Origin of the sequence: Helicobacter japonicus, from assembly GCF_000762845.2 — a bacterium.
Classification (GTDB): domain Bacteria; phylum Campylobacterota; class Campylobacteria; order Campylobacterales; family Helicobacteraceae; genus Helicobacter_C; species Helicobacter_C japonicus.
The window spans coordinates 64,558-90,083 of sequence record NZ_JRMQ02000003.1; the positions used below are offsets into that span (position 1 = coordinate 64,558).

The window sequence follows — 25,526 nt, forward strand, 5'->3', positions numbered from 1 at the left end:
CTCGTATTCTCAATTTTTGTTTAATGAAGCTATAATACCACAATTATTTATTTTTTAATCTTTAAAGTAAAGGTAAATTTTGATAAAAAAAGCATTTTTGACAAATAGCAGTGGAATCTTGCTTTCTCGCATAGCTGGATTGGTGCGTGATTTATGCACAGCAAAACTTCTAGGGGCAAGCGTGTATAGTGATATTTTCTTTGCTGCTTTCAAACTCCCTAATCTTTTTAGGCGCGTATTTGGTGAAGGAGCTTTTACTCAAAGCTTTTTGCCAAACTTCATTCATAGCCGCAGAAAAGGTATGTTTGCACTCATTACTTTCCTCATTTTTGCATTGTTTATCCTTATCCTTTCGCTTTTAGTAATGTGCTTTAGTGGATTTTTCACGAAACTTCTTGCTTATGGCTTTGATGATGATACAATAACTCTTGCTAAGCCTATTGTAGCCATCAATTTTTGGTATTTAGAACTTGTCTTTATTGTTACTTTTCTCTCTTCCCTACTTCAATACAAAAATTGCTTTTGGGTAAATGCTTACAACACTGCACTTTTAAATGTCGCAATGATTAGTGCCCTACTTCTTGCACACGATAAAGATTCTATGCAAATTGTTTATATGCTAAGTTATAGCGTGCTATGTGGAGGAGTAGCACAAATCTTGCTTCATTTCTATCCACTCTATCGCTTAAAATACTTTAAGCTCCTCTATGTTGGTATCATAGAGTTATGGCAATGGATAAGCACGAAAGAGCCAGATTCTAAATTGAAACAAAAAATTGCTTGCGCTAAATCTGATATAAAAACTTTTTTTAAACAATTTTTTCCTGCAATGCTTGGAAGCTCCACAGCCCAACTTGCAACTTTTACAGACACACTTTTAGCTTCATTTCTTGCTGCAGGGAGTATTAGCTCACTCTATTATGCTAACAGAATCTTTCAATTTCCCCTTGCAATCTTTGCCATTGCTATTTCAACCGCACTTTTTCCCCTCATAGCAAAAGCAATTAAAAACAAACAAACCACTCAAGCTTTAAATGCCCTAAAAAAGTCATTTTGGTTTTTGTTTATTGTTTTATGTATGTGTGTGCTTGGTGGTGTTATGCTGAGTGAAGAGATTATTAGTCTTTTATACCAATGGGGACAATTTAGTGAAGACAATACACGCATTGTCGCACAAGTTTTTAGCGCATATATGATTGGTTTAGTGCCTTTTGGGCTAAGCAAAATATTCTCACTTTGGCTCTATTCTTACCAAATGCAAGGTAAAGCTGCTAAGATTTCGGCTATTTCTTTGGGTTGTGGGGTTGGATTCTCTCTTGTGCTTATGCACCCATTTGGTGCAATTGGTTTGGCATTATCAGGAAGTTTAAGCGGTTTTGTGCTTTTTATACTGACAATTAGAATCTTTGGCTTCAAGCGATTCTTAGATATAATAAACAATAAAAAAGCGTGGTTGCTTCTTATAGGCATTATAAGCTTAGAATTACTGCTTTTATGGTATCTCAAACCTTATGCCAAAATACTTGTTGATACTTTTCATCTCTTTGTAAGGAATCTTTTATGATAACTCTTTTTGATAGTGCAAAAAAACAAAAACTGCCTTTTATTCCTATAAAAGAAGGAGAAATTCGGCTCTATGTATGCGGTCCCACCGTCTATGATGATGCACATTTAGGACACGCTCGTAGTTCCATTGTTTTTGATTTATGGCGGCGATTATTTGTATTTTTAGGATACAAAGTTACTTTTGTCAAAAACTTTACAGATATTGATGACAAAATCATTAAAAAAGCTCTTGATAGTCGCACAGATGTGAGTGAAATTACTGCGCACTATATCGATTCTTATCTTAGAGATATGGATTCTCTTGGTGTATTACGTGCAGACATTGAACCAAAAGCCACAGAACATCTCCCTCAAATGTGTGAAATGATAGAATCCTTACTCCATAAAGGTTATGCGTATAAAGGTGAAAATAGCGATATTTATTTAAGCATTAACAAAGATTCACATTATGGCTCACTCTCACATAGAATCGAAGATTCTCACACCCAAAGCCGCATTCAAAACGCACAAGATAAACTAGAACACAACGATTTTGCTCTTTGGAAAGGCTATAAGGGAGAAAATGATATTGCCTATGATAGCCCATTTGGTAAAGGGCGTCCTGGTTGGCATATTGAATGTTCTGCGATGATTGAAAAACATTTAGCTTATCAAAATGAAGAGTTTAGTATTGATATTCACGCTGGTGGAGCAGATTTACTTTTTCCACATCACGAAAATGAAGCCTCACAAACGCGTTGTGCCACAGGAAAAGAAATTGCTAAATATTGGCTACACAATGGCTTTGTCAATATCAATGGTGAAAAAATGAGCAAATCTCTTGGGAATAGTTTTTTTATTAAAGATGCGCTTAAAAGCTATGATGGAGAAATCTTGCGTAATTATCTGCTAGGAGTGCATTATCGTTTGGCATTGAACTTTAATGAAGAAGATTTATTACAGAGCAAAAAACGACTTGATAAGATTTACCGCCTTAAAAAACGCGCACAGGAAAACACCCCAAATCCTACGCATAATACAGAATCTATACACTCTCTCTCCTCTCCTCAAAGCCTCACACAAGAGGCAAAAAAAGAGTTTTTAAATCCTTTGCTTGAGGCATTGAGCGATGATTACAATATCTCAAAAGCATTAAGCATTATTGAAGATATGCTTTCACAAAGCAATGAGATTCTAGATAAACACCCAAAAGACAAAAAACAAAAACAACTCATAATGGCAAATCTTGCGTGTGTAGAGTTTTTATTAGGGCTTGGTGGTAAAGATGCACACAGCTACTTTCAGCTTGGACTTAGTGATGAGAAAAAAGCACTTATAGAAGAGCAAATCAATAAACGTCAAGAAGCAAAAAAAGCAAAAGATTATGTTTTAGCCGATAGCATACGCGATGAGCTTAAATCACAAGGTATTGAAATTATGGATACACCAAATGGCACGACTTGGGAAAAAATATAGAGTTTCAATCAAGCTATTACTTCTTGTTTAGTGTATTTTACATTTTTAATAAAATGTTTATGAGTTTGCTTCTTAGGTGAGGAGATTCTAGAATCTTATTATGATAAGGGTGGCAGAGATGAGAAAAATAGTGATTTTAACCTTAGCATTTGTGCTAGGGACTAGCTTTGTAGGTTGTGGAAAAAAGAATAAAAGTGCGCAGATAAACCAGAGTGTGCAAATAAGCCAAAGTGCGCAGGCAAAGACGGCTAAGCAGTCTGCACGCACGATAAAAACCCTCTATGGTAGCTCAATGAGCCAATCTCAAGTAGATGCGCTCAATGAGTGCATAGCAAATGAAGTGATAAAAACAATGAGCGAGGAAGAACGTTGTTATCTTGGTTGTAGTGGTGAAAAAAAGATGGCTGTGAGACATCACGCTAGCAATGTGAAAAAAAAACTACTCCCCACAAGCGCGGAAATGACGAGGGCAAGGGCGATATGTGCAGCAAAATTCTAGGAAATGCGTTTAAAATTTAAACCTTAAAATTACACTTTTAGCCATATCAGGCGCAAAAAATATGCAAGGATTCTAAAATGCCTTTTATCACGAGCAAATATGAGATTAGCACACCCACACCTGCATTTTTATTCCTTATGCGACATAGAGGTTATAGCATAAGAGAGGCTCAAAGAGCCATAGACAAGGCATATTTAACACAAAATGGACACATTATAAAAAAGAGTGAAATCATTTGCGGAAAAGTAGAGTTAAATGAATTTAAAGCCTATGATATTGCACTAGAACCGCTGTATCATAATGAGGATTTTTGTGTATATGATAAACCTCATAATCTCCTAAGCCACCCGAAAGGGAGATTCTATCACTATTCACTCAATGACGCCCTTAAATCACGATTTGGGAATCGTGCAAGTATTGTTCATCGCCTCGATAAACAAACAAGTGGTTTATTACTCTGCGCTCTTAATCCTGTCAGTGAAAAAGAACTTAAAATACTTATGCAACAAAGGCAGATTCACAAAAGCTACTACGCAATAGTCGAGGGCAAACTCACACAAGAAATCCTCGTAGATGAGCCTATTAGCACACAAAAGCATAAGGGCGATTTGTGCATTAAAAGTATTATATGCAAAAACGGCAAAGAATCTCGCACACTTATCCGCCCCATAGCCTACCACGAGAGGACAGATTCTACGCTTATCTGTGCTTTAGCTCTCACAGGGAGAACCCACCAAATCCGTTTGCATTGTAATTTTATAGGACACAGAATCTTAGGAGACCCACTTTATGGAGCAAAGGAGGAGCATAGCAGATTCTATTTAGATAATAAGAATCTTACGCAATACACACAATACTTTGGCGCACCCTATTTATGTCTTAATGCGCGGGAGCTAAAATTTAGCTTCAAAGGCATAAATTATCACTTCACAAGCACTTTGGACTTCAAATGTGCGCCACATTTCCAGCCTTACTTTTAGTATTTTATTTTTTTTTATTTTTATTTTAGATATTATTTAATTTATAAAAAATGAAGGGGAATACAAATGAAAAAATATATATATTTGTCGCTCTATGCAATATTAAGTGTATTTATGATACTTTCTATCAATGCGTGTTCGGATAATTCTGCCATTAGCTCATATGACAAAGAAATCACTACTACACCAAAAATCCTTGTTAGTTTTAATACACCTATCACGCAAGATTCACAAGAGATTATCGGGCTACTTTATCAAGCAGATGCCGATAACAATATCATTAAGCTTGATGGAAAAGGTATTAATGCTACTTATGCGTATAGTTCTCCTTATGAGCTACTCATTGTCCCAAATGTGCCAACACTCAAAGCTCATACAGACTATAAACTCTCTGTTGATTTATCAAGGCTTGAAAATGCCATACTCAAAGATTCTATTTCACTTGCACTCCATACTTATCCCACAGAAATTGCTTCATCGCGTTTTAGTGTCTCGCATATTGATGAAAATACTTTTAATCTCAACGCACATATTGAGCTCTCTCAAAACATAGATATGAGTGAATTAAAAAATGCTATTCAATCAAATGAGGTAAAAAAAATATCTAAAATGATTACATTAAACGATGATAAGGGAAAAAATATTGATTTTGAGATTCAAGTTTCCCATAATGAGCTGTTCTTAAAAAGTGTGAATCTACCTTTTGAAGAAGACAAAAGCTATACACTCACACTCAAAGCCCCTTATTTTGGCTTCGAAAAAGATGAGAAAATGCGTTACGAGCAAGGTGTGAATACCTTAGAGGTTGTGAGTATTAAGCCTATTAGCGCAGAAACGCCCTATATTCAAATTCATTTTTCCACAGACCTTGTAAAAAATCCGCATTTAGAGGATTTCATCACTATTAGCCCAAACATACAGACAAAAATCTCATCTCAAGGTAATATAGTGCGTATTGATGCGCCTTTTAATCTCTCACAAAACTATCAGGTGCATATCAAAGAGGGATTAATGGGTATTGGCAAATCGCGTATGCACACTGCAAAAGAAGATACTATTATTTTTCATCAAATCCCACCAGCACTTGCATTCTCTCAACAAGGCATTTTCTTGCCAAGTAATGCACAAAATAAAATTGCTTTTAAAAGCATAAATATCAAAAAAGTAACTCTCAAAGTAAGCAAAATCTATCCAAATAACATCACTTCTTATCTTTATAAACAAAATCTTATTGGTGAAACACAATACAACGATAACGCTCATAGCTATGATGATTATGATGACTACGATGATAGAAATAATGGAATCTATGCAGATTTTTATCGTTTAGGTGATGAGGTGCTCAAGCAAGAATTTACTCTTGATATGCGTAAAAATGAATGGATTCAAAGCGAAATTGATTTATCCGCACTCAAGGATAAAAAGGGTATTTTTATCCTTGAACTCAATTTTGATAAAGACGGCGTGGATTATGAGTTTCCAGCAGGCACTTCATCGTGGAAACAGAGAAGTTTTTTTGATAAAGCGGCAATTCAAAAACATTTGATTTTTTCAGACATTGCCCTTTTAGCCCAACAAACTGGCAAAGATAAACTTAATGTCATAGCACTTGATATAGCAAGTAATAAACCTATGTCTTCTGTGCAAATTAGTGCTATTAATCGTAAAAATCAAGCCATAGCCACGCTTAATACAGATTCACAAGGAAGTGTTGTATTTGATAACGCTTCTTCGATTATGTATCTTAATGCGAGTAAAGATGAAGATAATACAATTTTGCGCCTCAACTCACCCCTTAGCACAGAAGGCTTTGATATAGCGGGATTAGTCCAAGAAGGCAACACCAGTGCCTATATCTACACTGATAGGGGTGTATATCGACCGGGAGAAAACGCACATATCAATATTATTGCAAGAGCAGATTCCAAACCTATAACCCACCCCATATATATTAACATTACCTCTCCACAAGGAAAACTTATTGTAGAAAATATGGCACTTAAAGAGCAGCTTTTTGGATTATTTTCTTACACATTTGAGACACAAAAGAATGCTCCTAGCGGTATCTATCAACTCGAAACAAAAATAGGTGGCAGCACTTTTTGGCATAATATTTCTGTAGAAAATGTTGTGCCAAATCGCATAAAGGTAGAAATAGAATCTCCAGAGCAAATAAGTGCGCAAAAGCTTGAAGAAGATGATGGTTTGCGCTTTAGTCTTCAATCAAAATATCTTTTTGGCGCACCTGCAAGTCATCTTGACTTTACAACAGAACTTTTTATAAAAGAAGTAAATTTCTATGCTCCATCATATAGCGACTATACTTTCAACTCACCCCTATCGCTTCAATATCGCTTACAAGATTCTCAAAAATCAACGCTTGATAGCAATGGTGAGGCAAAAATTCACTATCAACTTGATGATATGGAGGATTTGGGCAGGAATCTCCGCGCTTCCTTATATAGTGCAGTCTTTGAAAATGGTGGGCGAAAAGTAAGCACAGCAAAGAATGTAGATATTATCCTTTATAAGAGTTTTGTAGGTATCAAAGCACCAAAAAGTCGCTACATAGATGCGACTTCTGCTGTGAATCTCCCCATTGTTGTTCTCTCTCACGATACACATAAACCTATTTCAGGACATAAACTCACTTATAGAATCTATCATTCAAGCTACTCGTGGTGGTGGGATTATAGCAATTACGATGAATTTGTGCGCTCAATCAAAAGCAACAAAAATACAAAACTCCTTAAGGAAGGCACACTCACTTCAAAACCTGAACCTATCACATTAAGCTTTACGCCAAATCAAAGTGGTGAGCTATTCATCGAAGTAGAAGATGAGGAAAATCACACAAAAAGTGCAATTTCACTCTATGCAAGCGAATATGGAGAACCAACTCTTGAGCCAAAACTTACACAACTTAAACTACAATCAGATAAACAGCAATATCTTGCTACCGATAAGGCAAAGATTAGCTTTGAAAGCACCAAAGATTCTAAAGCACTTGTAACAATCATTGGGCAAAATGAAGTGCTAGAGCGTTTTTGGGTTGATACAAATGATGGACAGACACAAGTAAATATTCCGCTTAAATCCTCTTATACACCAAATGTGTATGTCGCCATCACGCTTTTACAAAATTATCACACGCTTGATAACGACCGCTCACAACGACTTTATGGGGTAATACCTCTCAATGTAGAATATGCAGATTCTAAGCTTACACTTCAAATTGATGCACCTCAATCAATCCGCCCTAATACAGAATTTTCTGTGAATCTATCAAATAAAGAGAATAAAAAAGTGGCTTATACACTTGCTGTTGTTGATGAGGGATTGCTTGATTTGACAAATTTTGTCTCACCTAATCCGTGGAAACATTTTTACCAAAAACTCGCCCTTACACTTTCGGTCTTTGATAACTATGATATGATTATTGGGCGCAATATAGGAAAAATCCAGCAGATTCTAAAGGTTGGTGGTGATGAATTAGCAGCAGGTGCAGCGCGCAAGGATTTGAATCAAGCCCAAAGATTTAAGCCAATAGCTTTCTACGCACCACCCACAATGAGTGATGATAAGGGCAGAGCAAAATTTACCTACACTATGCCTGCATATATGGGAAGTGTAAGAATAATGGCAGTAGCACTTAATGATAAATCCTATGGTGGAGCTTCACAAAATATGCAAGTGAGCGCACCCGTTGTAATGCTTCCTACTATTCCACGAAGTCTTAAACTTGGTGATACTTTTACACTTGCTATTGAAGTCTTACCTACACAAGATAAGGTAGGCAAGGTAACTTTAAATCTCAAAAGCGGTGATAAAATCAAATTTGATAAAACCAACTTTACATTGCAATTTAATGATAAAACATCACAAATGTTGCAGATTAATGCACAAGTGAGTGAAGAGTATATCGGGCAAGATTTTATCGATATAAGTCTATCAAGCAAAGATTTTAGTATGCAAGAAAAGACAGAGATTGATATTTTACCCTATAATCCTTACACGACTTTGAGTAAAAAGTTTATGCTTGAACCAAAATCCTCACTCACACTTGAAAATCCAAAAGAGTATGTCAAAGGCTCGCAAAATGGCTATGTGCTTGTAAGCCAAACACCCATTTTGAGCATAGACCATCGCCTTAAATGGCTTATCCGATATCCTTATGGTTGTATTGAACAAACAACTTCAAGCGTATTGCCTCAGCTTTTTATCACTAGTCTTAGCAAAGGCGATTTTATCGATAAGCCTACAATCACGCGTAATATTAATGCCGGTATTGCACGTATTGGTAATTTTCAAACAAGTGATGGAGGATTCTCCTATTGGCAAGGACAATCACAATCCGATGCGTGGGGAAGCGCATACGCTGGGCATTTCTTACTTCTTGCAAAATCACAAGGTTATTATGTGCCAGAGAGTGTGCTTAAAAAATGGATAAACTACGAAAAAGATTTTGTCAAAACGGCAAACAATCCTCTTGCCATACTCTATCCTCTCTATCTTCTCTCTCTTGCAGGAGAACCACAAATAGGTTTGCTTAATGATATGTATGAGCATTATTTTAGCAATCTTGAAGTAAGCGATAAATGGCTTTTAGCTGCTGCTTATAAACTCGCGGGACTTTCATCTATGGCAGAAAAAATTACAAAAGACCTTCCGACTAGAAGCACTTCACGCAGTGAGAGCTATTATCGCTTTAGCTATGGTTCTATGTTACGTGATGATGCAATGATTTTACAAGCCTATGTAGATATTTACAAGAATCCTCACAAAGCACTGCTTGATTTAGTGATTCAACGACTTGAAAGCAATGAGTGGTATTCTACGCAAACACTTGGCTACTCTCTCCTTGCGCTATCTAGCGCAATGCCAGCAAATACAAACTCAAGTGATAATGCGATAGATATTGTGCTTAATAAACAATCTTTTAAAGCAAATAAAGGTGTAGATTCTATAAAAATACCTTTTGATGAATTACAAGGTCAAATAAAATCAAATAACACATTTGCACTTTATATCAATCAAGTTTGGGACGGAATCTTACTTGAAAAAGATATACAACCAAAAGCACAAAAAATTGCCCTTAGCCGAAGTTTTCTTGATGAAAAAGGAAATGCTATAAGCATTGATTCTTTGCCTTCGGGAAGCACATTCTACTTGAAGCTTACTCTGCATAATGCAAATGAGCGTGTGAGTGTCGATAATGTCGCCATCACACAGAATCTTCCTAGTGGTTGGGAGATAGAAAATACAAGACTTACTGACACTGAACTTCCAAGTTTTGTATCTCAAAGGAATATCACTTACACAGATATAAAAGATGATAAGATAATGTGGTTTGTTGATTATTATGGCAACAACATAGTAATGTTTGCAAAGATTAATACAATCACACCGGGTAATTATCTTTTACCTCCTGCTACTGCAGAAGCAATGTATGATAATAGCTTTTTAGCTAATACGGAATCTAAGGCTATTGCGGTAACTTCTCGTGAAGAAAGGTAATATATTATTTCCCCCTATAAAAGTGCTACTCATCATATGTGTAGCATTTCTTTTGCTCTTTTGTGTTTATGGCTTAGGCGTTTTTGTAGCTTTTTACCACACACTTACTCCGCATAAAGACCTTTTTGAATCTGTGTATAGCAAAAGTGTGTTTGATAGAAGCGGCGCACTTCTTAGTGTGTTTTTAAACAAACAAGAACAATGGCATCTCAAATCCCCTCATAACCCACCTCACAAACTTCATCTTGCTGTGCTTGCCTATGAAGATAAACGTTTTGAAAAACATTTTGGTATTGATATTTTTGCACTTATGCGGAGCGTAAAAAATAATCTCATCTCACATAAACGTATGGGCGGAAGCACTATTAGTATGCAGGTTGTGAAACTTTATACTAAAGCTCCTCGCACACTTACACATAAAATCAATGAAATTTTTCAAACATTTGCACTTGAGTGTATGTATAGCAAAGATGAGATTCTTAATATGTATCTTAATAATGCCCCTTATGGCGGCAATATCGTAGGCTACCATTCAGCTGCACTTCTATACTTTGATAAAGATTCTTCATCACTCACTTGGGCAGAATCTGCTCTCCTTGCTGTGCTTCCTAATGCACCCGGACTTTTAAATCTCCACAAAAACAAACAGATTCTTAAAAATAAACGTGATGCCTTACTTTTAAAACTTCACGACAAGGGTTATTTTAATGAAGATATCCTCTCTCTTGCTTTGCAAGAGCCTCTTCCTTCACACAAAATCAACCACAAAAATATTGCTCCACACTTGAGTGTGTATTTAGCTGCTACACAAAAAGGAAACAATATTACAACTACGATTGATAAAACCTTGCAAATGCGTGTAGAATCTACAATTAAGCTTTATCATAAAAAGCTTTTTTCACAAGGTATTCTCAATCTTGCTGCACTTGTTGTAGATACACAAAGTGGTGAGATTCTATGCTATGTAGGTTCGCAAGATTTTTTAGATATGCAAAATTATGGACAAATCGATGGCGTTCGTGCTTTACGATCACCCGGCTCATTACTTAAGCCTTTTCTTTATGCCTTAAGTATAGATGAGGGTTTAATCGCTCCACAAAGCCTTCTTATTGATGTGCCACTCTTTTTTGCAAATTTTAATCCACAAAATGCGATGAAAAACTACCAAGGATTAACTCAAGCGCAATATGCCTTGCAAAAATCGCTCAATGTGCCTTTTGTTAAACTTTTACAAACCTATGGGTATGAAAAATTCTATTTTGCCTTGCAAGATATGGCAGATTTCAAAAGAAGTAATCCTTACCGCTATGGTTTGTCTTTTATACTTGGCTCAAAAGAAATGAGTATGCTACAAATTGCAAGACTTTATCGTGGATTAGGTAATTATGGTGCATTTGGGAATCTCTCATTTCTTGTAAATGAGCGCAAATCACCCACGCAGCGGCTTCTCACAAGAGGTAGTGCTTATCTCACATTGCAAACACTTAAAGAATTAGAACGTGAGGGTATTTTAGACTACCATAAAGAAAAAATGGTATTTTCGTGGAAAAGCGGGACAAGCTATGGTAGAAAAGATGCGTGGGCTGCAGGTGTAAGCCCAAAATATACTATTGTCGTGTGGGCGGGAAATTTTGATGGCAAACCAAATCCAAATATTTTAGGTGTAAAAACTGCTGGAACATTGCTTTTTGAGATTCTCTCCACACTCCCTCATAATAACATAAACTTCCCACTCCCTGCAGACGATCTTACCTATATTGAAGTTGATAGATGGAGTGGCTATACCCTAAGTGATGAATATCAGCATTTGCTTACTAATGAAGATTCTATGCGGAGCATTCTCTATCCTATTGCAGCTAAACCTTTGCGTTATTCACCATTTTATCACAAAGTTTTTATGTATGATGATAAAGAGGTGGATTCTTATGATAGTCATTTTATTGATGCCAAACCACAAGTCGTGGTTAAACTTCCTCTCAATGTTTTGTCATACTACAAGTTTCAAAATGTCAATATCCAAAAACATATCCCAAAACATAAAAAAAGTGTGCAGATTCTTTATCCTACACAAAATCTTAGAATCTTGCAAGCAACAGACCTTGATGGACAAAAAGAGCTCATTATACATATTAGCAATCTCAAAAATCAGTCCATTTCGTGGTATCTTAATAAAGAACTTGTCCTTACCTCCACACAATCCACCTTCAAAACACTCTTAACGCGTGGAAATTATCATCTCACAATTGTAGGAGAAGATGGCAGTGCGGATAGTGTAAGCTTTAACATAGAATAATAGTTACTAAAATAAGCTAAGATTCACAAAAAATTTAAGGAGAACAGATGAAATTTCAAGGAAGCAATGTGCTAATTACAGGCGCAAGCAAGGGGATTGGAGCGCAAATTGCCAAAACATTGGCAGGATATGGACTAAAAGTGTGGATAAACTATCGCTCAAAACCAGAGATTGCCGATGCACTACAAAAAGAAATAGAATCCAACGGCGGTAAAGCAGCAGTAATTAAATTTGATGCAAGTGTGGAAGAAGAGTTTGTAAGCGCAATAAAAGTCATTGTAGAAAGTGATGGCACTTTAAACTACCTTGTTAATAACGCTGGTATTACAAATGATAAACTTGCTTTGCGTATGAGTGTAGGAGACTTTGAAAGCGTAATTGATGCAAATCTTAAGTCTTGCTTTATCGGTTGTAGAGAAGCACTAAAAATAATGAGCAAGCAGAGATTTGGTAGTGTGGTAAATATCGCTTCAATTATCGGTGAGCGTGGTAATATGGGGCAGTCAAACTATGCTGCAAGCAAAGGTGGAATGATTGCAATGAGTAAATCCTTTGCTTATGAGGGTGCGCCACGCAATGTCCGCTTTAACTGCATCACACCCGGATTTATCAAAAGTGATATGACTGATGAACTAAAACCTGAAGTGGCAGAAAGTTATATGAAAAATATCCCTCTCACGCGTTTTGGGGAAGCAAGCGATGTGGCAGAGGCAGTAGCATTTTTACTCTCCGAACACTCAAACTACATCACTGGAGAGGTGCTAAAGGTTAATGGTGGGCTATATATGTAAAAACATACTTTAGAATCTGCTACTGATAAGGTGGATTCTATATGAAAGCAAAAGATTTGGAGCAAGAATATTGGGACAATAAGGCGTTTTATACAAGATGCAGTGCGAAAAATTCCCCACAAGATTATATTTATAGAATCTGTTCGCGATACTCAAAGAGACAAAAGCTCGATACTATTCTCAAAAGCATATTTGATAGAAAGCCAGTCTTGTCAAAAAAAGCAAGGGTAAGGTAATCACGCCAAAAAAACAAAAGGGAGTTGCAAAAATTTGTAAAGCTTAAAAAGTAATATTTAGGCAATATTGATATCAGCAATATTAAAGATTTATCATTTCTCTTAAGAATGTGGATAGCTCGTTGCTTGAGTGGATTAGCAAAATGGATACTTCAAGCGTAAAAGATATGAGCTATATGTTTTCTGCTGCAAGAGACTTCAATCAGCCCATTGGTGCTTGGAATACAAAGAAAGCTACAAACGCATATAATCGTGCGCAAAAAAGAAAAATGGGATTAGGATAGACAACATTTAGCGATAGGCATATCCACGCATAATCTTGTATCTTATGAAAGCATAAAATACACGCGAGATTCTCAAATATAACTTTTCAAATCCCTGTATTTTACACTTTTGTAAAAGATTCCAAATAGTAGCTAGTAATTTAACAAAAGTTTGATATAATCTCACCTTTTAAGTTTTAAATCTAAGGAGAATACAATGAGTAAGTTTGAAGATGTAAAAGCAGTAGTAGTGGAACAATTGAGTGTTGATGCTAATGAAGTAAAGCCAGAATCTCGTTTTATTGAAGATTTGAATGCAGATTCGCTTGATGTTGTAGAACTTGTTATGGCATTAGAAGAAAAATTCTCAATCGAAATTCCTGATGAAGATGCAGAAAAAATCAAGACGGTAAATGATGTTGTTGCTTATATTGAAAAAGCAACTAAGTAACATAATTTACTTTAATTTTTAGAAGCAGTTTCACACTGCACTCTCATAAATCAAAAAGGAATGCTATATGCGTCGAGTGGTAATAACCGGTTTAGGAATGATTAATTCCTTGGGTCTAAACAAAGAAGATTCTTTTAAGGCAATTATTGATGGAAAATGTGGTATTAAGCATATTTCTAGCTTTAACACAGAGGGTTTTCCTGTAAGAATTGCTGGTGAAATTACAGATTTCAATCCTGAAGATGTTCTCGACCCACGCGAAGTAAAAAAAGCTGACAGATTCATACATCTTGGATTAAAAGCAGCACAAGAAGCAATGAATGAAAGTGGTTTGCTTCAAAATGGTGTAATTGATTCTGCACTTGGCGATAGATTCGGTATAAGCTCTGCTGCTGGTATTGGTGGGCTTGGAAATATTGAAAAAAATTCAATTGCCTGCGGAGAAAAAGGTCCTCGGCGCATTAACCCATTCTTTATCCCTTCTGCATTAGTGAATATGCTCGGAGGTTTTGTTTCCATACAATACGCACTTAAAGGTCCAAACTTAGCAAGCGTTACTGCGTGTGCAGCAGGAACTCACGCTATTAGTGAGGCAGCGAAAACTATTATGCTTGATGGTGCTGATGCGATGCTCGTTGTGGGTTCAGAATCTTCTATTTGCCCTGTAGGCATTGGAGGCTTTGCAGCAATGAAAGCACTCAGCGATAGAAATGATGAGCCCCTTAAGGCTTCTCGTCCTTTTGACAAAGAACGTAATGGTTTTGTTATGGGCGAAGGTGCTGGGGCATTGGTGCTTGAAGAATATGAGAATGCAAAAAAACGAGGTGCAAAAATCTACGCAGAAGTCATTGGTTTTGGTGAAAGTGGCGATGCAAATCACATCACAACTCCTGCTCCACAAGGAGAGGGTGCATTACGCGCTATGAAAGCCGCACTTAAAATGGCAAATACTTCTGTAGATTATGTCAATGCACACGGCACAAGCACTGCATACAATGATCTTTATGAAACAATGGCACTTAAAACTGCCTTTGGTGGAAAAGATTCCGTTCCACCTGTTAGCTCAACTAAAGGGCAAATTGGACATTGTCTTGGTGCAGCTGGTGCAATTGAGGCAGTCATTTCTCTTATGGCAATGCAAAACAATATTTTTCCACCAACAATTAATCAAGAATCTCCTGACCCTGAATGCGATCTTGATTATATTCCTAACAACGCTCGTGAAGGTAAGATTAATGCAGTAATGAGCAACTCATTTGGCTTTGGTGGAACAAATGGTGTTGTCATATTTGGTAGAATCTAAAAAACAAGAGAACAGGTATGGCTACTTATCTTGACTTTGAGCAAAAAATCAAAAATCTTCAAGATGATATAGAATCTGCTATTGTGCGCGGCGATGATGATGCAAAGCTTATTCTTGAAAAAGAGCTTGAAAAAGAAGTGCGTGATGTATATACCAATATTAGTGATTACCAAAAACTACAACTTGCACGCCACCCAGACCGCCCTTATGCAATGGACTATATTGAAATTATTTGCAAAGATGCCTACGAAATTAGTGGCGATAGACATTTTAAAGATGATAAAGCAATTGTATGTTTTTTGGGTAAAATAGGTGGGCAAACTGCTGTTGTGATTGGTGAAGAAAAAGGAAGAGGGACAAAAAATAAATTAGTGCGTAATTTTGGTATGCCAAGCCCAGAGGGCTATCGTAAAGCTTTGCGCGCAGCAAAACTTGCTGAAAAATTCCACATTCCTATTCTTATGCTTGTTGATACACAAGGTGCTTATCCCGGTTTAGGTGCAGAGGAACGCGGACAAAGTGAGGCTATCGCTAGAAATCTACAAGATTTTGCTAAACTCAAAATACCCACTATCGCTGTTGTTATTGGCGAAGGTGGAAGTGGGGGTGCTTTGGCAATTGCTGTAGCCGATAGACTTGCTATGATGCAATACTCTGTTTTTAGTGTTATCTCGCCAGAAGGTTGCGCAGCCATTTTGTGGAATGACCCTTCAAAAATAGAATCTGCCACAAAGGCACTCAAAATTACACCTGTTGAGCTTAAAAAATATGGATTAATTGATGATGTGATTGATGAGCCACTTATCGGCGCGCACAGAGATAAAGCAAATGCAGCAAAAGTTATTGAAGAATACTTTCTTAAATCTCTTGAAGAAATCTTACAAGATGATAATCATCTCAACAAACGCTATCAAAAAATCGTAAATTATGGAGCTTTTGGGTAATAAATCTATCTTTTTACTATTTAATTTATAAGGAGCAAAAATGAAAAAATGGTTTCTGTTATGTATAAGCATAGCTTTTATAATAGTGTTTAACGCGTGTAATGATAAGCGAGAAAATATGCCTACAAGTGCGATAGAACAAATCAAACAGCGAGATGTTGTCCGCATTGGTGTTTTTAGCGATAAACCTCCATTTGGCTTTGTCAATGATAAAGGACAAAATGATGGCTTTGATGTCTATATTGCAAAGCGTATTGCAAAGGATTTATTAGGCGATGAATCAAAGGTAGAGTTTATTTTTACAGAGGCTGCTTCTCGTGTAGAATTTTTACGCTCCAATAAAGTTGATATTATTATGGCAAACTTTACACAAACTCCAGAGCGAGCAGAAGTAGTAGATTTTGCAAAGCCTTATATGAAAGTTTCTCTTGGTGTAGTATCTCCAAATGGCAATATCACAAATGTTGATGAACTTAAGGGTAAAAAACTTATTGTTAATAAAGGCACAACTGCCGATATGTTTTTTAGCAAAAACTACCCCGATATTGAACTACTTAAATACGAGCAAAATACAGAAGCATTCCTTGCACTTAAAGACAAACGAGGTGAGGCACTTGCACACGACAATACTCTTGTCCTTGCATGGGCTATGGAAAATGAAGGTTTTAGCGTAGGTATCCCTACACTTGGTGAGGAAGATGTAATTGCCCCAGCAGTTAAAAAAGGAAATATCGAACTTAAAGAATGGCTTGATGAAGAAATTGAAGCACTTATTCATAATGGATTTATGAAAGAAGCATATCTACAAACTCTTGCACCTATTTTTGGTGAAGAAAAAATGGATTCTATTATATTCTCACACTAAAAGAATCTTGATAATCTTGCAAAGTCTCCAACGAGACCTTGCAATAAAGAATTATCTACTTATTTCGATATCATCACGATATATCACTTCTCGCACAATTTTACCATTTTCATCAAATTCTTTTGCTATGCCATTTTTTTTGCCATTCTTATATTCAATACTATGCCACAATGCCCCAGATGTGTCATATATTTTCATTTCTCCCTCTTGTGTGCCATATACGAAATTCATCTCACTCCTCAAAGAGCCATTTTTTACATCAAAAAGCCGACATAAGCCGTGTAAAACTCCTCCATTGTAATATGCCTCATAAATCAATACGCCTCTTTGAGAAAAAATTTGATACAACCCCTCTCGCTTACCATCAACATAAAATGCTACCTGTGCTAAAGCACCATCAAGATAATAAAGTGTCTCCTTACCGTGCTTAATTTTTGTTCCAGGTTTATAAGTAATCACTGCCTGATAAGTGCGTCCATCTTCTTGCACTTCTTCTTGACTTTGTTCTCCACTTATTGTTTCAAGCATACTTTGTGGATAAACACCATCATTTTTTAAATTGATCTCCTTTGGATTTGGTTGAGTATCTTTAGGTGTAGCTACTTTATTGGGTATCATATGAGATGAGAGATTGTTTTTAGATTTTATATTTGGTTGAGGTTTTACAACTTGTTTCACCTGCTTAGTTTGTTTGAGTTCTTTAGCTTCTTTAGTCTGCTTAGAAGCTTGTGCTACTGCTACTTCTTGCTCGATACAAGCACATAATCCACATAGCAACACACCACTTATTGCAATTTGTGTCCATTTTATATATTGCTTTCTCATTTCTCCCCTCCTTACCATAGCTCATTTATTAATAACACGCTTCCCAACGACAATTTTGCTCTTTTAACACAGCACCTTTTGCATCATAGTGTTTCATTGTTTTCTTTTTACCATCTTGATAAAGAGTTTCATAAGTCAAAATTCCTTGCTTATTATACTCTATTCGTATGCCATCAAGTCTATCATCTTTATAAAAAAATTGTGCTTGCAAGATTCCATTTTCATAATATTTTTTACCTTCTCCCTCACGCTTACCAAGGACATATTCTTGCTCACTTTGAATCTTGCCATTCTCGTAATATAATACGCGTTTTCCCTCTTCTTTGCCCTGTATATATGTGCGAGATTCTTTTAATGTGCCATTGCTATAATAAGAGAGCACTTTACCATCATAAGCACCATTTGTATAAAATGCACTAAAAAGCAACACGCCTTGGAATGAAGTTTTTGTTTGTTTGCCACACTTTGTTGTCGTCCCTTTGCAATAATGTGTCCTAATTGTTGTTGGTGCATTTTTATCTCCTGTATAGGAGATTCTAAGGTCATATTCTACTTTATCATTCTGCTGCGCATAGAGAAACAAAGGTATCATCAAACACATCATATAGCAAACTTTCTTCATTTTTGCTCCTTTTTAAAATCCTTATACAACTTTAGAATCTTCCTTAGCTCTTTAAGCGCGTAATACGCACACCAAGCTGCTGTAATTTATGTTCAATTTGTTCATAACCCCTATCAAGATGATAGATTCTATGAATATTTGTAGTTCCCTCACTTACAAGTGCTGCGATAATAAGTGCAGAGCTTGCACGCAAATCTGTTGCCATTACATCAGCTCCAACTAGCGAACTAATGCCCTTAATTGTTGCATTATTGCCTTTAAGCGAAATATCTGCACCGAGCCTTTGCAATTCACTCACGTGCATAAAGCGATTTTCAAATAATCTCTCTTCAATCACACTAGCACCCTCACATTGTGTCGCTAGTGCCATAAACTGCGCCTGCATATCAGTAGGGAATCCGGGATATTCTGTCGTTACAATCTCAAAAGGTTTCAAATGCTTTGCTGGAAGTAAAGTGAGGCTATTTGTATCTTTAATAAAGCTAAAACCTATCTCTTCGAGTTTGTCAGTAATCGCCCTAAGATGAGCATTTTGCACTTTATGTAGTGTAATAGAAGAATTTGTAATTGCCCCTGCGCATAGATAAGTCCCAGCCTCGATTCTATCAGGTATAACTTCAATGGGTGCAAAATCAAGCAATTCTCCACTTGTGCCATAAATGATAAGCTCATTGCTTCCAATGCCTTCAATCTTTACACCACTAGAAGATAGAATCTCACAAAGTTGCACAACTTCTGGCTCTTTAGCAGCATTAATAATACGTGTTTTGCCGTGAGCAAGAGCTGCTGCCATAATTACATTTTCACTTCCAGTAACAGTGATTTTATCAAAGAAAATATCTGCCCCCTTTAAGCCACCTTTTGCCTCTGCGATAATATATCCACCCTCGATACGAATACTTGCACCAAGATTCTGCATAGCCTTAATATGCAAATCCACAGGACGCGCACCAATAGCACAGCCACCGGGCAAACTCACTTCACAATAACCAAAACGCGCAAGAAGCGGTCCTAGCACAAGAATAGATGCACGCATTTTACGCACAATATCATAAATTGCCCTTGTATGCACAATATGTTCAGCTTGAGAAATAAGCGCGTTATTGTCTTGCCATACTACATTGACACCTAAATGCTCTAAAAGTTTAGCTAATGTCTTCACATCGGCAACATCGGGGAGATTGCTAATTTTCACTTCATTTTTGCTAAGTAACGTAGCTGCAAGTATAGGCAGGGCTGAATTTTTTGCACCAGAAATGCTAATACTCCCTTTCAATGAGGGACTCTTGCTTATTTGTAAATAATCCATAATAATCCTTTATTTATTGTTTTCGCGTTTTTGTAAGGCTTTACCAATAGCTTCTTTAATACTTGCTTTGCTTTCTGGATTGGCACTTTCGAGCTTATCTTGAAAATTTACCACTTCATCAACTTCCATAAGATTCATATTTGCAGCAAATCGAGAAATAATATCAAGCCATAAATTATAATCCTCTGCATCTTTTGAATAATTCTTAAAATTACTCAAAAAATCTTCAAGCAATACTTTAAGCTTTGCCTTATCATTGATATTTTGGTTAATTTCATCTGAAATATTTTTCAAGCGATTTTCTGCGACTTCGACTTTCTCCGTATCAAGCGCAATGGCAAAAAGCCCAGCAAAAATGATAGGCAAGCATAACAAAAAAAAGAGTAACCACCAAATGATATAAAAACTAAGATTAAACATTAGTGTTTTGATTGCTCATAAAATTCAATAGTAGCTTTAACATAGCCATCAAGACTCCCACAATCATATCTCTTGCCTTGAAATTTATAAGCTAAAACACCCTTTCTTTTAGCTTGTTCTAAAAGTGCGTCTGTGATTTGTATCTCACCTTTTTTACCCGGCTTTGTTACTCGCAAAATATCAAAAATATCAGGTGTAAGAATATAGCGTCCAATAATAGCAAGATTGCTTGGAGCTTGCTCTACACTTGGTTTTTCAATCATATTATTCACACGATATACACAAGATTCTATTTCTTCACCCTGTATAATGCCGTATTTATCAACTTCCGTGCGTTCTACTTCTTCTATGGCAACAATAGAGCAGCGATATTTCTTATAGAGTGCTACCATTTGGCTAAGCACACCCTGCCCTTTTGTATTTATACATAAGTCATCGGCAAGCACGACAGCAAATGCTTCATTACCTATCAATGTTTCACCTGTAAGAATGGCGTGTCCCAAACCCTTCATTTCATTTTGTCTTGTATAAGAAAAAGTGCAAGAATCCGTTATTCTCCTCACACTTGTCAAAAGCTTTTCTTTATCTGTGCCCGAAATTTGATGTTCTAGTTCATAATTAATATCAAAATGATCCTCAATGGCACGTTTTCCGCGTCCTGTTACAATCCCTATTTCACGGCAACCTGCCTCAAGGGCTTCCTCCACACCATATTGAATCAGTGGTTTTGTAAGTATAGGGAGCATTTCTTTTGGCATAGCTTTTGTTGCAGGTAAAAATCGTGTGCCATATCCTGCCGCAGGAAATAGACATTTATGTATCATAAAATCTCCTTAATTCACAAGTGTATCCTTGAGATATTCTTCAAGATTGATATGATTCCCAAAACTCTCTTGATAAACAATATAATTTGCCAAAACTCTTAAACCATAATCACGAGATTCCTTATATGGAATAAGCTCCATAGAAAGCCACGGCTCATAATTGCGTTTTTTAAGAAAAAGTGTTTTATTCTTGAGTGTGCGTCTTAAAAATCCAGGTCCGCCATTATATGCATAGGACACAAAAAGTTTATGTTTAAACTCACGTGCCAAATCGTTCAAATAAAAAGTTCCAAATTCAAGGGCAATCACAGGATTAAACATATCCTCTAGCTCCACATTTTCACGTTTTAGACTTTTAGCAAAAGGAGCGACATTAAAAGGCATAATCTGCATCATACCGAGCGCGTAAGAAGTTGAAACAAGTGCAGGCAAAAGCATACTTTCTTGTTTGGCAATTGCATAAGTAAAGGCTTTTTCTTCATCATTTTTCCAAGCAATCTTATCGCTAAAAGGCGTTACAAAATAGTGAATCTTAAATTTATTCATTTGGTTTAATATGTAAGCAAGATGTGCGGTTGTATCTTTGTAAGCAAAATGTTTGCTTAAATCTTTCAAATCTTTTTCATTTTTTACCTGTGCTAAATTTTCCTTAAGAATCTGCCACTGAAATGGGTCTTTAATATCAAATTTAGGTGCCTTATCTGATAGCTTACCCAAATCTGTTACGACCTTATAACTAGGATTCACATTGAGTTTTTGATGAGCATAAATTGTATATAGGTCTATATTTGTGCTTTGTGAAAGCTCTTCAAGCACCTGTTGGTCGTGGCTTAAAAAATATTGCCATAGTAATGAGCGATTTTTTTGCATAGGTGTGGTTGCTTTTGTCTTGGCTAACTGAAAATACTTGAGTGCTGCTTTTTGTTGATTATGCAAAATTTCATTTAAACCAAGCATAAAAAGTGTGTAAGAATCTGTGCCTGTAATATTTGCACCTACAAGAGATTTTTTAAATTTATTAAAACTTTTATCGTGTGTAACAATAATGCCTTGAATCATAGCATTAAAGGCTTGATTATTCTCATCAGCAAGTTTTTTAAGTGCTTGAGGTTTAATATCTTGATTAAGAATCTGTGTGCGTTGATTTGCTCTTAGTGCGCGATAAATAGCCGCAAAAGTTTGTGCATCACTTTTAAGCATACCTGTGAGAATATTAGGACCACTTAGAATCTCAATACGTTTTTTAAAAGCACTATCATTTTGGAATTTCTTGAGCAAAAAATCTTTATTTTTTTGTGGCATAGAGGGAATATTAGCAAGATTTAATCCCGACTTAATACACGCAATATCTTGAGTTTTTAACTTCTCAAAACTTAGACGTTGGCAGTAGAGATTGCGAGGAAGCTCATCTACCTTTCCCTTAGCACTCATTAAGCTGTTAAGTTTTGCAGTTTTGCGGAAAATGAGATCATAAGCCTTCAATGCATCTTGAAGGCTTGTCTGCTCATCACTTAGAAACTGCCAAATATAAAAATCTCTTGCCAAACCTTTGGGTTTAGATTCTAAAAATTCAAGTGTAATTTTTGTATGTGCAAAAGCAATACTAGAAAGCAAAAAATATAAAATACAGATTCTTCTCATCTCTCATTCTCACATCTGTAAAGTATGTGCATATTGCATAAGAATCTGCACGAGGAATAAATCAATAAATTTCAACGCTACCGCTACAATCAAAGGTGAAAGATCGATACCACTTATCGTTGTAGGCATAAAATGACGCAATTTTGCATAAAGTGGTTGAGTGAGGCGATTGAGTATTTGCACAATAGGATTATAAGGGTCAGGGCGCACCCAACTAATCAATGCAGCAAAAACAATTATCCATATATACAAATTAATAAGCATACTTAGCAAAGTCGCAACTGCTTGCAAAAAAGTGCCTATGACCATATTTCTCCCCCACTTCATTCTGCTAATGAAAGCTTAGAATAATCTTGTGAATCTAAGGTAACAATATCCCGTAAGAAAAAACGCAAATATGGATAGATCTCACTTAGCTCTAAGCCGTGAGTAGAGCCTGTAAGCAAGATTCGTAAAGGCTTAAAGAATCTTTTTCCTTTTAAATTGCTTTTTTGCAAAAGTGCTTTTTTTAAGCTTTCATAATCTTTTAAATCCTCACTATAAGATTCTATCATCTCACGCAAATGAGTGTAAAGCACAATACACTCTTGTTCAAAACTCTCATTATTTTCTTGCTGTGTGATACATTTTGGTGTAAAAATGCCATCTATTTTTGTCCTAATTTCATTGAGTGTGCTTGCCTCTTGCAAATAGAGTTTTGCTAAAGCCCCAATAGAGGAATCTTTGCTATTAAGCAAAAGGGCGAATTCTTGCTCATTAAGCATTTTAAGATGTTCTCTATTTAAAAAACGAAGTCTTTTAATATCAAATTTTACAGGTGATTTGGCTATATTTTTAATATCAAACCATTCATAAGAATCTTGAAGTTTGAAAATTTCTGTAGGCGTGCGATTCCCCATCGAAATAAGATAATTCATAATAGCTTGAGGTAAAAATCCCTCTTCTAGTAACCAAGCTACTGATGAAGCACTATCGCGCTTACTCATTTTGCTTCCACTTTCTCCAAGTATAATCGGTAAATGTGCGTATCCTAGCACTTTATCATAGCCTAATGCACGATGAATAAGAATCTGACGAGGTGTATTGCTCACGTGGTCTTCACCACGCACAATAAAACTCACATCATAAAGCATATCATCAACCGCACAAGCAAAATTATACGTGGGGATTCCATCTTCTTTGAGAATCACAAAACTATCAATCTCGTGTGCTTCAAATCTCACTTCACCCTTAATAGAATCTTCAAAGCTAATAGCACTCTTTGCTCCACGAATACGCACCACAGGTTTATGATTACTTGTTTTTTCAATCTCTGCCCAAGAATCATCATAGCGAAAAGGCTTTCTCTGCTCTTTTGCTTCAAGTCGTTTAGATTCTAAAAACTCCTTAGAACAATAACAATAAAAGGCTAAATCTTTAGAAATAAGATACTCTGCAAGCTGACGATGTTTATCAAAATTATCACTCTGATACACAAGATTATCCCATAGCAATCCAAAAAGATTAAGCAAAGCTAGAATCTCTTTGTCCTTGCCCTCAATATTGCGTAGAATATCTGTATCCTCAATACGAATTAAAAACTTTTGATTTGTTTGCTTGGCAATAATATAATTAAAAATAGCAGCTCGCAAATTACCAATATGCATATCACCTGTAGGTGAAGGAGCAAAACGTAGCATTACTTCCCTTTAAGCATTTGTGCAAATTGAGCAGGATTAAAGGCTGGTGGATTTGGCTCTGTGAGTGTTTCACTCAATGCAAGCAACATTTGGCTAATTTCTTGCAATTTTTCTTCCACATAAGATATAACAGGATTCATATCGATTTCTTGAAACTCTACAGAATCTGCACTTCCTGTATCCTTACAAAGTGGCAAGGGATTTTCCACAACAAAAGTATAAGTTATGCCATTTAAGGTTGTATCTAAACGCGTATCAAAAAGCTCTATACCCATAAATGACGCATTATTTATGACTTCTTGCACACTTGCTTTGATATTGCATACATCTTGTATAGTAGTATCTTTGGCAATTTTTAGAATCTTCCTCAAAGCCACAGAAGCACTTTGTAACGCACCTATAAACTCATTTGCACCTTTAATATCTTCTCCAAATTTATGGATAGCATTTTTTGTATAAGCCTCGCTAGGTGCGTCAAAATGCGCTCCTATGTGTTTTTGAAATGTAGATAACATATCTTGCATAACTTACCTCATCAATATTGGCATTTTCTTTAAACCCTCAAGCACCTTTTATTCCATTTAGTTTATATATTTATATACTTAGCAAAATGAGATACATATCATAAAATGTCTGTAACTAAACAAGACTAAAACAAAGTAAAAAAAGAAAAGGCATAGCGATAAGCCGAGTTCTGTCGTGGGTGGCTATTTATCTGGGATATGTTTTACAACATACCTCAAGCGAAGAGTTATTATTTTAAGACTTTAACCATACTCTTCTTGCTACGAATTGGGTTTACATAGGCATTCTGCATTGCTGCAAAATCGGTAGGCTCTTACCCTACCTTTTCACCCTTACTCTTAATAGAATCTAAAAAACTATAAAAGCGGTTATTTTCTGTTGCACTTTCCCTTAGGTTACCCTAGCCATTTGTTAAATGGAATCCTGTCTTAGTAGCTCGGACTTTCCTCTTTTGTATATCAAAAGCAACCACCTACTATGCCTAAGCAGAAATTATAGCAAATTTTGTTATAATGGAT

22 protein-coding genes and 1 other RNA gene are annotated in these 25,526 nt (G+C 36.2%); 13 read left to right on the forward strand and 10 right to left on the reverse strand.

What is annotated here, in order from left to right:
• Positions 1-79 precede the first annotated feature (79 nt).
• The 13 genes from murJ (at position 80) to LS65_RS03595 (ending at position 17,163) form a co-directional block, all read left to right on the forward strand.
• Positions 80-1,564 (forward strand): murein biosynthesis integral membrane protein MurJ, encoded by a 1,485-nt coding sequence (gene murJ / locus LS65_RS03535; protein ID WP_138129752.1) that lies wholly within the window; start codon positions 80-82, stop codon positions 1,562-1,564.
• The gene (gene cysS / locus LS65_RS03540; protein ID WP_034361710.1) at positions 1,561-3,021 is read left to right on the forward strand and encodes a cysteine--tRNA ligase; all 1,461 of its coding nucleotides are present in this window, start codon (positions 1,561-1,563) and stop codon (positions 3,019-3,021) included. Before murJ ends, cysS begins: the two co-directional genes overlap by 4 nt.
• Before the next feature lie 118 nt (positions 3,022-3,139).
• Positions 3,140-3,520 (forward strand): hypothetical protein, encoded by a 381-nt coding sequence (locus LS65_RS03545; protein WP_138129753.1) that lies wholly within the window; start codon positions 3,140-3,142, stop codon positions 3,518-3,520.
• A gap of 77 nt (positions 3,521-3,597) precedes the next feature.
• Positions 3,598-4,500 (forward strand): RluA family pseudouridine synthase, encoded by a 903-nt coding sequence (locus tag LS65_RS03550; RefSeq protein WP_034361705.1) that lies wholly within the window; start codon positions 3,598-3,600, stop codon positions 4,498-4,500.
• Positions 4,501-4,566: 66 nt separating this feature from the next.
• Entirely contained in the window at positions 4,567-10,017 is a 5,451-nt protein-coding gene (locus LS65_RS03555) for an alpha-2-macroglobulin family protein (RefSeq protein ID WP_034361704.1), read from the forward strand.
• 52 nt (positions 10,018-10,069) lie between these two features.
• Positions 10,070-12,310 carry a penicillin-binding protein 1C gene (gene pbpC, locus LS65_RS03560; protein ID WP_236096612.1) on the forward strand — a complete coding sequence of 747 codons (2,241 nt, stop codon included), beginning with the start codon at positions 10,070-10,072 and terminating at the stop codon, positions 12,308-12,310.
• Positions 12,311-12,357: 47 nt separating this feature from the next.
• The gene (gene fabG, locus LS65_RS03565) at positions 12,358-13,101 is read left to right on the forward strand and encodes a 3-oxoacyl-ACP reductase FabG (RefSeq protein WP_138129754.1); all 744 of its coding nucleotides are present in this window, start codon (positions 12,358-12,360) and stop codon (positions 13,099-13,101) included.
• A 41-nt stretch (positions 13,102-13,142) separates the two neighbouring features.
• Positions 13,143-13,337: a hypothetical protein gene (locus LS65_RS03570; protein WP_034361702.1), complete on the forward strand. Its 195-nt coding sequence runs from the start codon at positions 13,143-13,145 to the stop codon at positions 13,335-13,337.
• A 122-nt stretch (positions 13,338-13,459) separates the two neighbouring features.
• Positions 13,460-13,621: a BspA family leucine-rich repeat surface protein gene (locus LS65_RS03575; RefSeq protein WP_084707904.1), complete on the forward strand. Its 162-nt coding sequence runs from the start codon at positions 13,460-13,462 to the stop codon at positions 13,619-13,621.
• Positions 13,622-13,817: 196 nt separating this feature from the next.
• On the forward strand, positions 13,818-14,051 hold the full coding sequence (acpP, locus tag LS65_RS03580) for an acyl carrier protein (RefSeq protein WP_034361701.1): 234 nt from the start codon (positions 13,818-13,820) through the stop codon (positions 14,049-14,051).
• Positions 14,052-14,118: 67 nt separating this feature from the next.
• Positions 14,119-15,354: a beta-ketoacyl-ACP synthase II gene (locus tag LS65_RS03585; protein ID WP_034361700.1), complete on the forward strand. Its 1,236-nt coding sequence runs from the start codon at positions 14,119-14,121 to the stop codon at positions 15,352-15,354.
• 17 nt (positions 15,355-15,371) lie between these two features.
• A complete protein-coding gene (gene accA / locus LS65_RS03590; RefSeq protein ID WP_034361699.1) occupies positions 15,372-16,298 on the forward strand; it encodes an acetyl-CoA carboxylase carboxyl transferase subunit alpha in 927 nt (308 codons plus the stop codon).
• 40 nt (positions 16,299-16,338) lie between these two features.
• A complete protein-coding gene (locus LS65_RS03595; protein WP_034361698.1) occupies positions 16,339-17,163 on the forward strand; it encodes a cysteine ABC transporter substrate-binding protein in 825 nt (274 codons plus the stop codon).
• A gap of 51 nt (positions 17,164-17,214) precedes the next feature.
• Here LS65_RS03595 and LS65_RS03600 read toward each other — a convergent pair whose 3' ends face one another.
• From LS65_RS03600 to rnpB, 10 genes are all read right to left on the reverse strand, one after another.
• Positions 17,215-17,988, reverse strand: a complete 774-nt coding sequence (locus LS65_RS03600; protein ID WP_052061066.1) for a toxin-antitoxin system YwqK family antitoxin — start codon at positions 17,986-17,988, stop codon at positions 17,215-17,217.
• A gap of 28 nt (positions 17,989-18,016) precedes the next feature.
• Complete coding sequence (locus tag LS65_RS03605) at positions 18,017-18,610, reverse strand: toxin-antitoxin system YwqK family antitoxin (protein WP_034361696.1); 594 nt, start codon at positions 18,608-18,610, stop codon at positions 18,017-18,019.
• Between the two features lie 43 nt (positions 18,611-18,653).
• The gene (murA, locus tag LS65_RS03610) at positions 18,654-19,919 is read right to left on the reverse strand and encodes a UDP-N-acetylglucosamine 1-carboxyvinyltransferase (protein ID WP_034361694.1); all 1,266 of its coding nucleotides are present in this window, start codon (positions 19,917-19,919) and stop codon (positions 18,654-18,656) included.
• Positions 19,920-19,928: 9 nt separating this feature from the next.
• On the reverse strand, positions 19,929-20,339 hold the full coding sequence (locus LS65_RS03615) for a hypothetical protein (protein ID WP_034361692.1): 411 nt from the start codon (positions 20,337-20,339) through the stop codon (positions 19,929-19,931).
• Entirely contained in the window at positions 20,339-21,163 is an 825-nt protein-coding gene (gene galU / locus LS65_RS03620) for a UTP--glucose-1-phosphate uridylyltransferase GalU (RefSeq protein ID WP_034361690.1), read from the reverse strand. The genes LS65_RS03615 and galU overlap by 1 nt, the downstream gene beginning before the upstream one ends.
• A 9-nt stretch (positions 21,164-21,172) precedes the next feature.
• Positions 21,173-22,804 carry a lytic transglycosylase domain-containing protein gene (locus LS65_RS03625; RefSeq protein WP_052061065.1) on the reverse strand — a complete coding sequence of 544 codons (1,632 nt, stop codon included), beginning with the start codon at positions 22,802-22,804 and terminating at the stop codon, positions 21,173-21,175.
• Between the two features lie 9 nt (positions 22,805-22,813).
• Positions 22,814-23,113: a YggT family protein gene (locus tag LS65_RS03630; protein WP_034361687.1), complete on the reverse strand. Its 300-nt coding sequence runs from the start codon at positions 23,111-23,113 to the stop codon at positions 22,814-22,816.
• A gap of 14 nt (positions 23,114-23,127) precedes the next feature.
• Positions 23,128-24,483 carry a glutamate--tRNA ligase gene (gene gltX, locus LS65_RS03635; protein ID WP_034361684.1) on the reverse strand — a complete coding sequence of 452 codons (1,356 nt, stop codon included), beginning with the start codon at positions 24,481-24,483 and terminating at the stop codon, positions 23,128-23,130.
• On the reverse strand, positions 24,483-25,007 hold the full coding sequence (locus LS65_RS03640) for a flagellar FLiS export co-chaperone (protein WP_052061064.1): 525 nt from the start codon (positions 25,005-25,007) through the stop codon (positions 24,483-24,485). Before LS65_RS03640 ends, gltX begins: the two co-directional genes overlap by 1 nt.
• A gap of 143 nt (positions 25,008-25,150) precedes the next feature.
• An RNA gene (rnpB, locus tag LS65_RS03645) (RNase P RNA component class A) lies at positions 25,151-25,492 on the reverse strand.
• Positions 25,493-25,526: the final 34 nt, after the last annotated feature.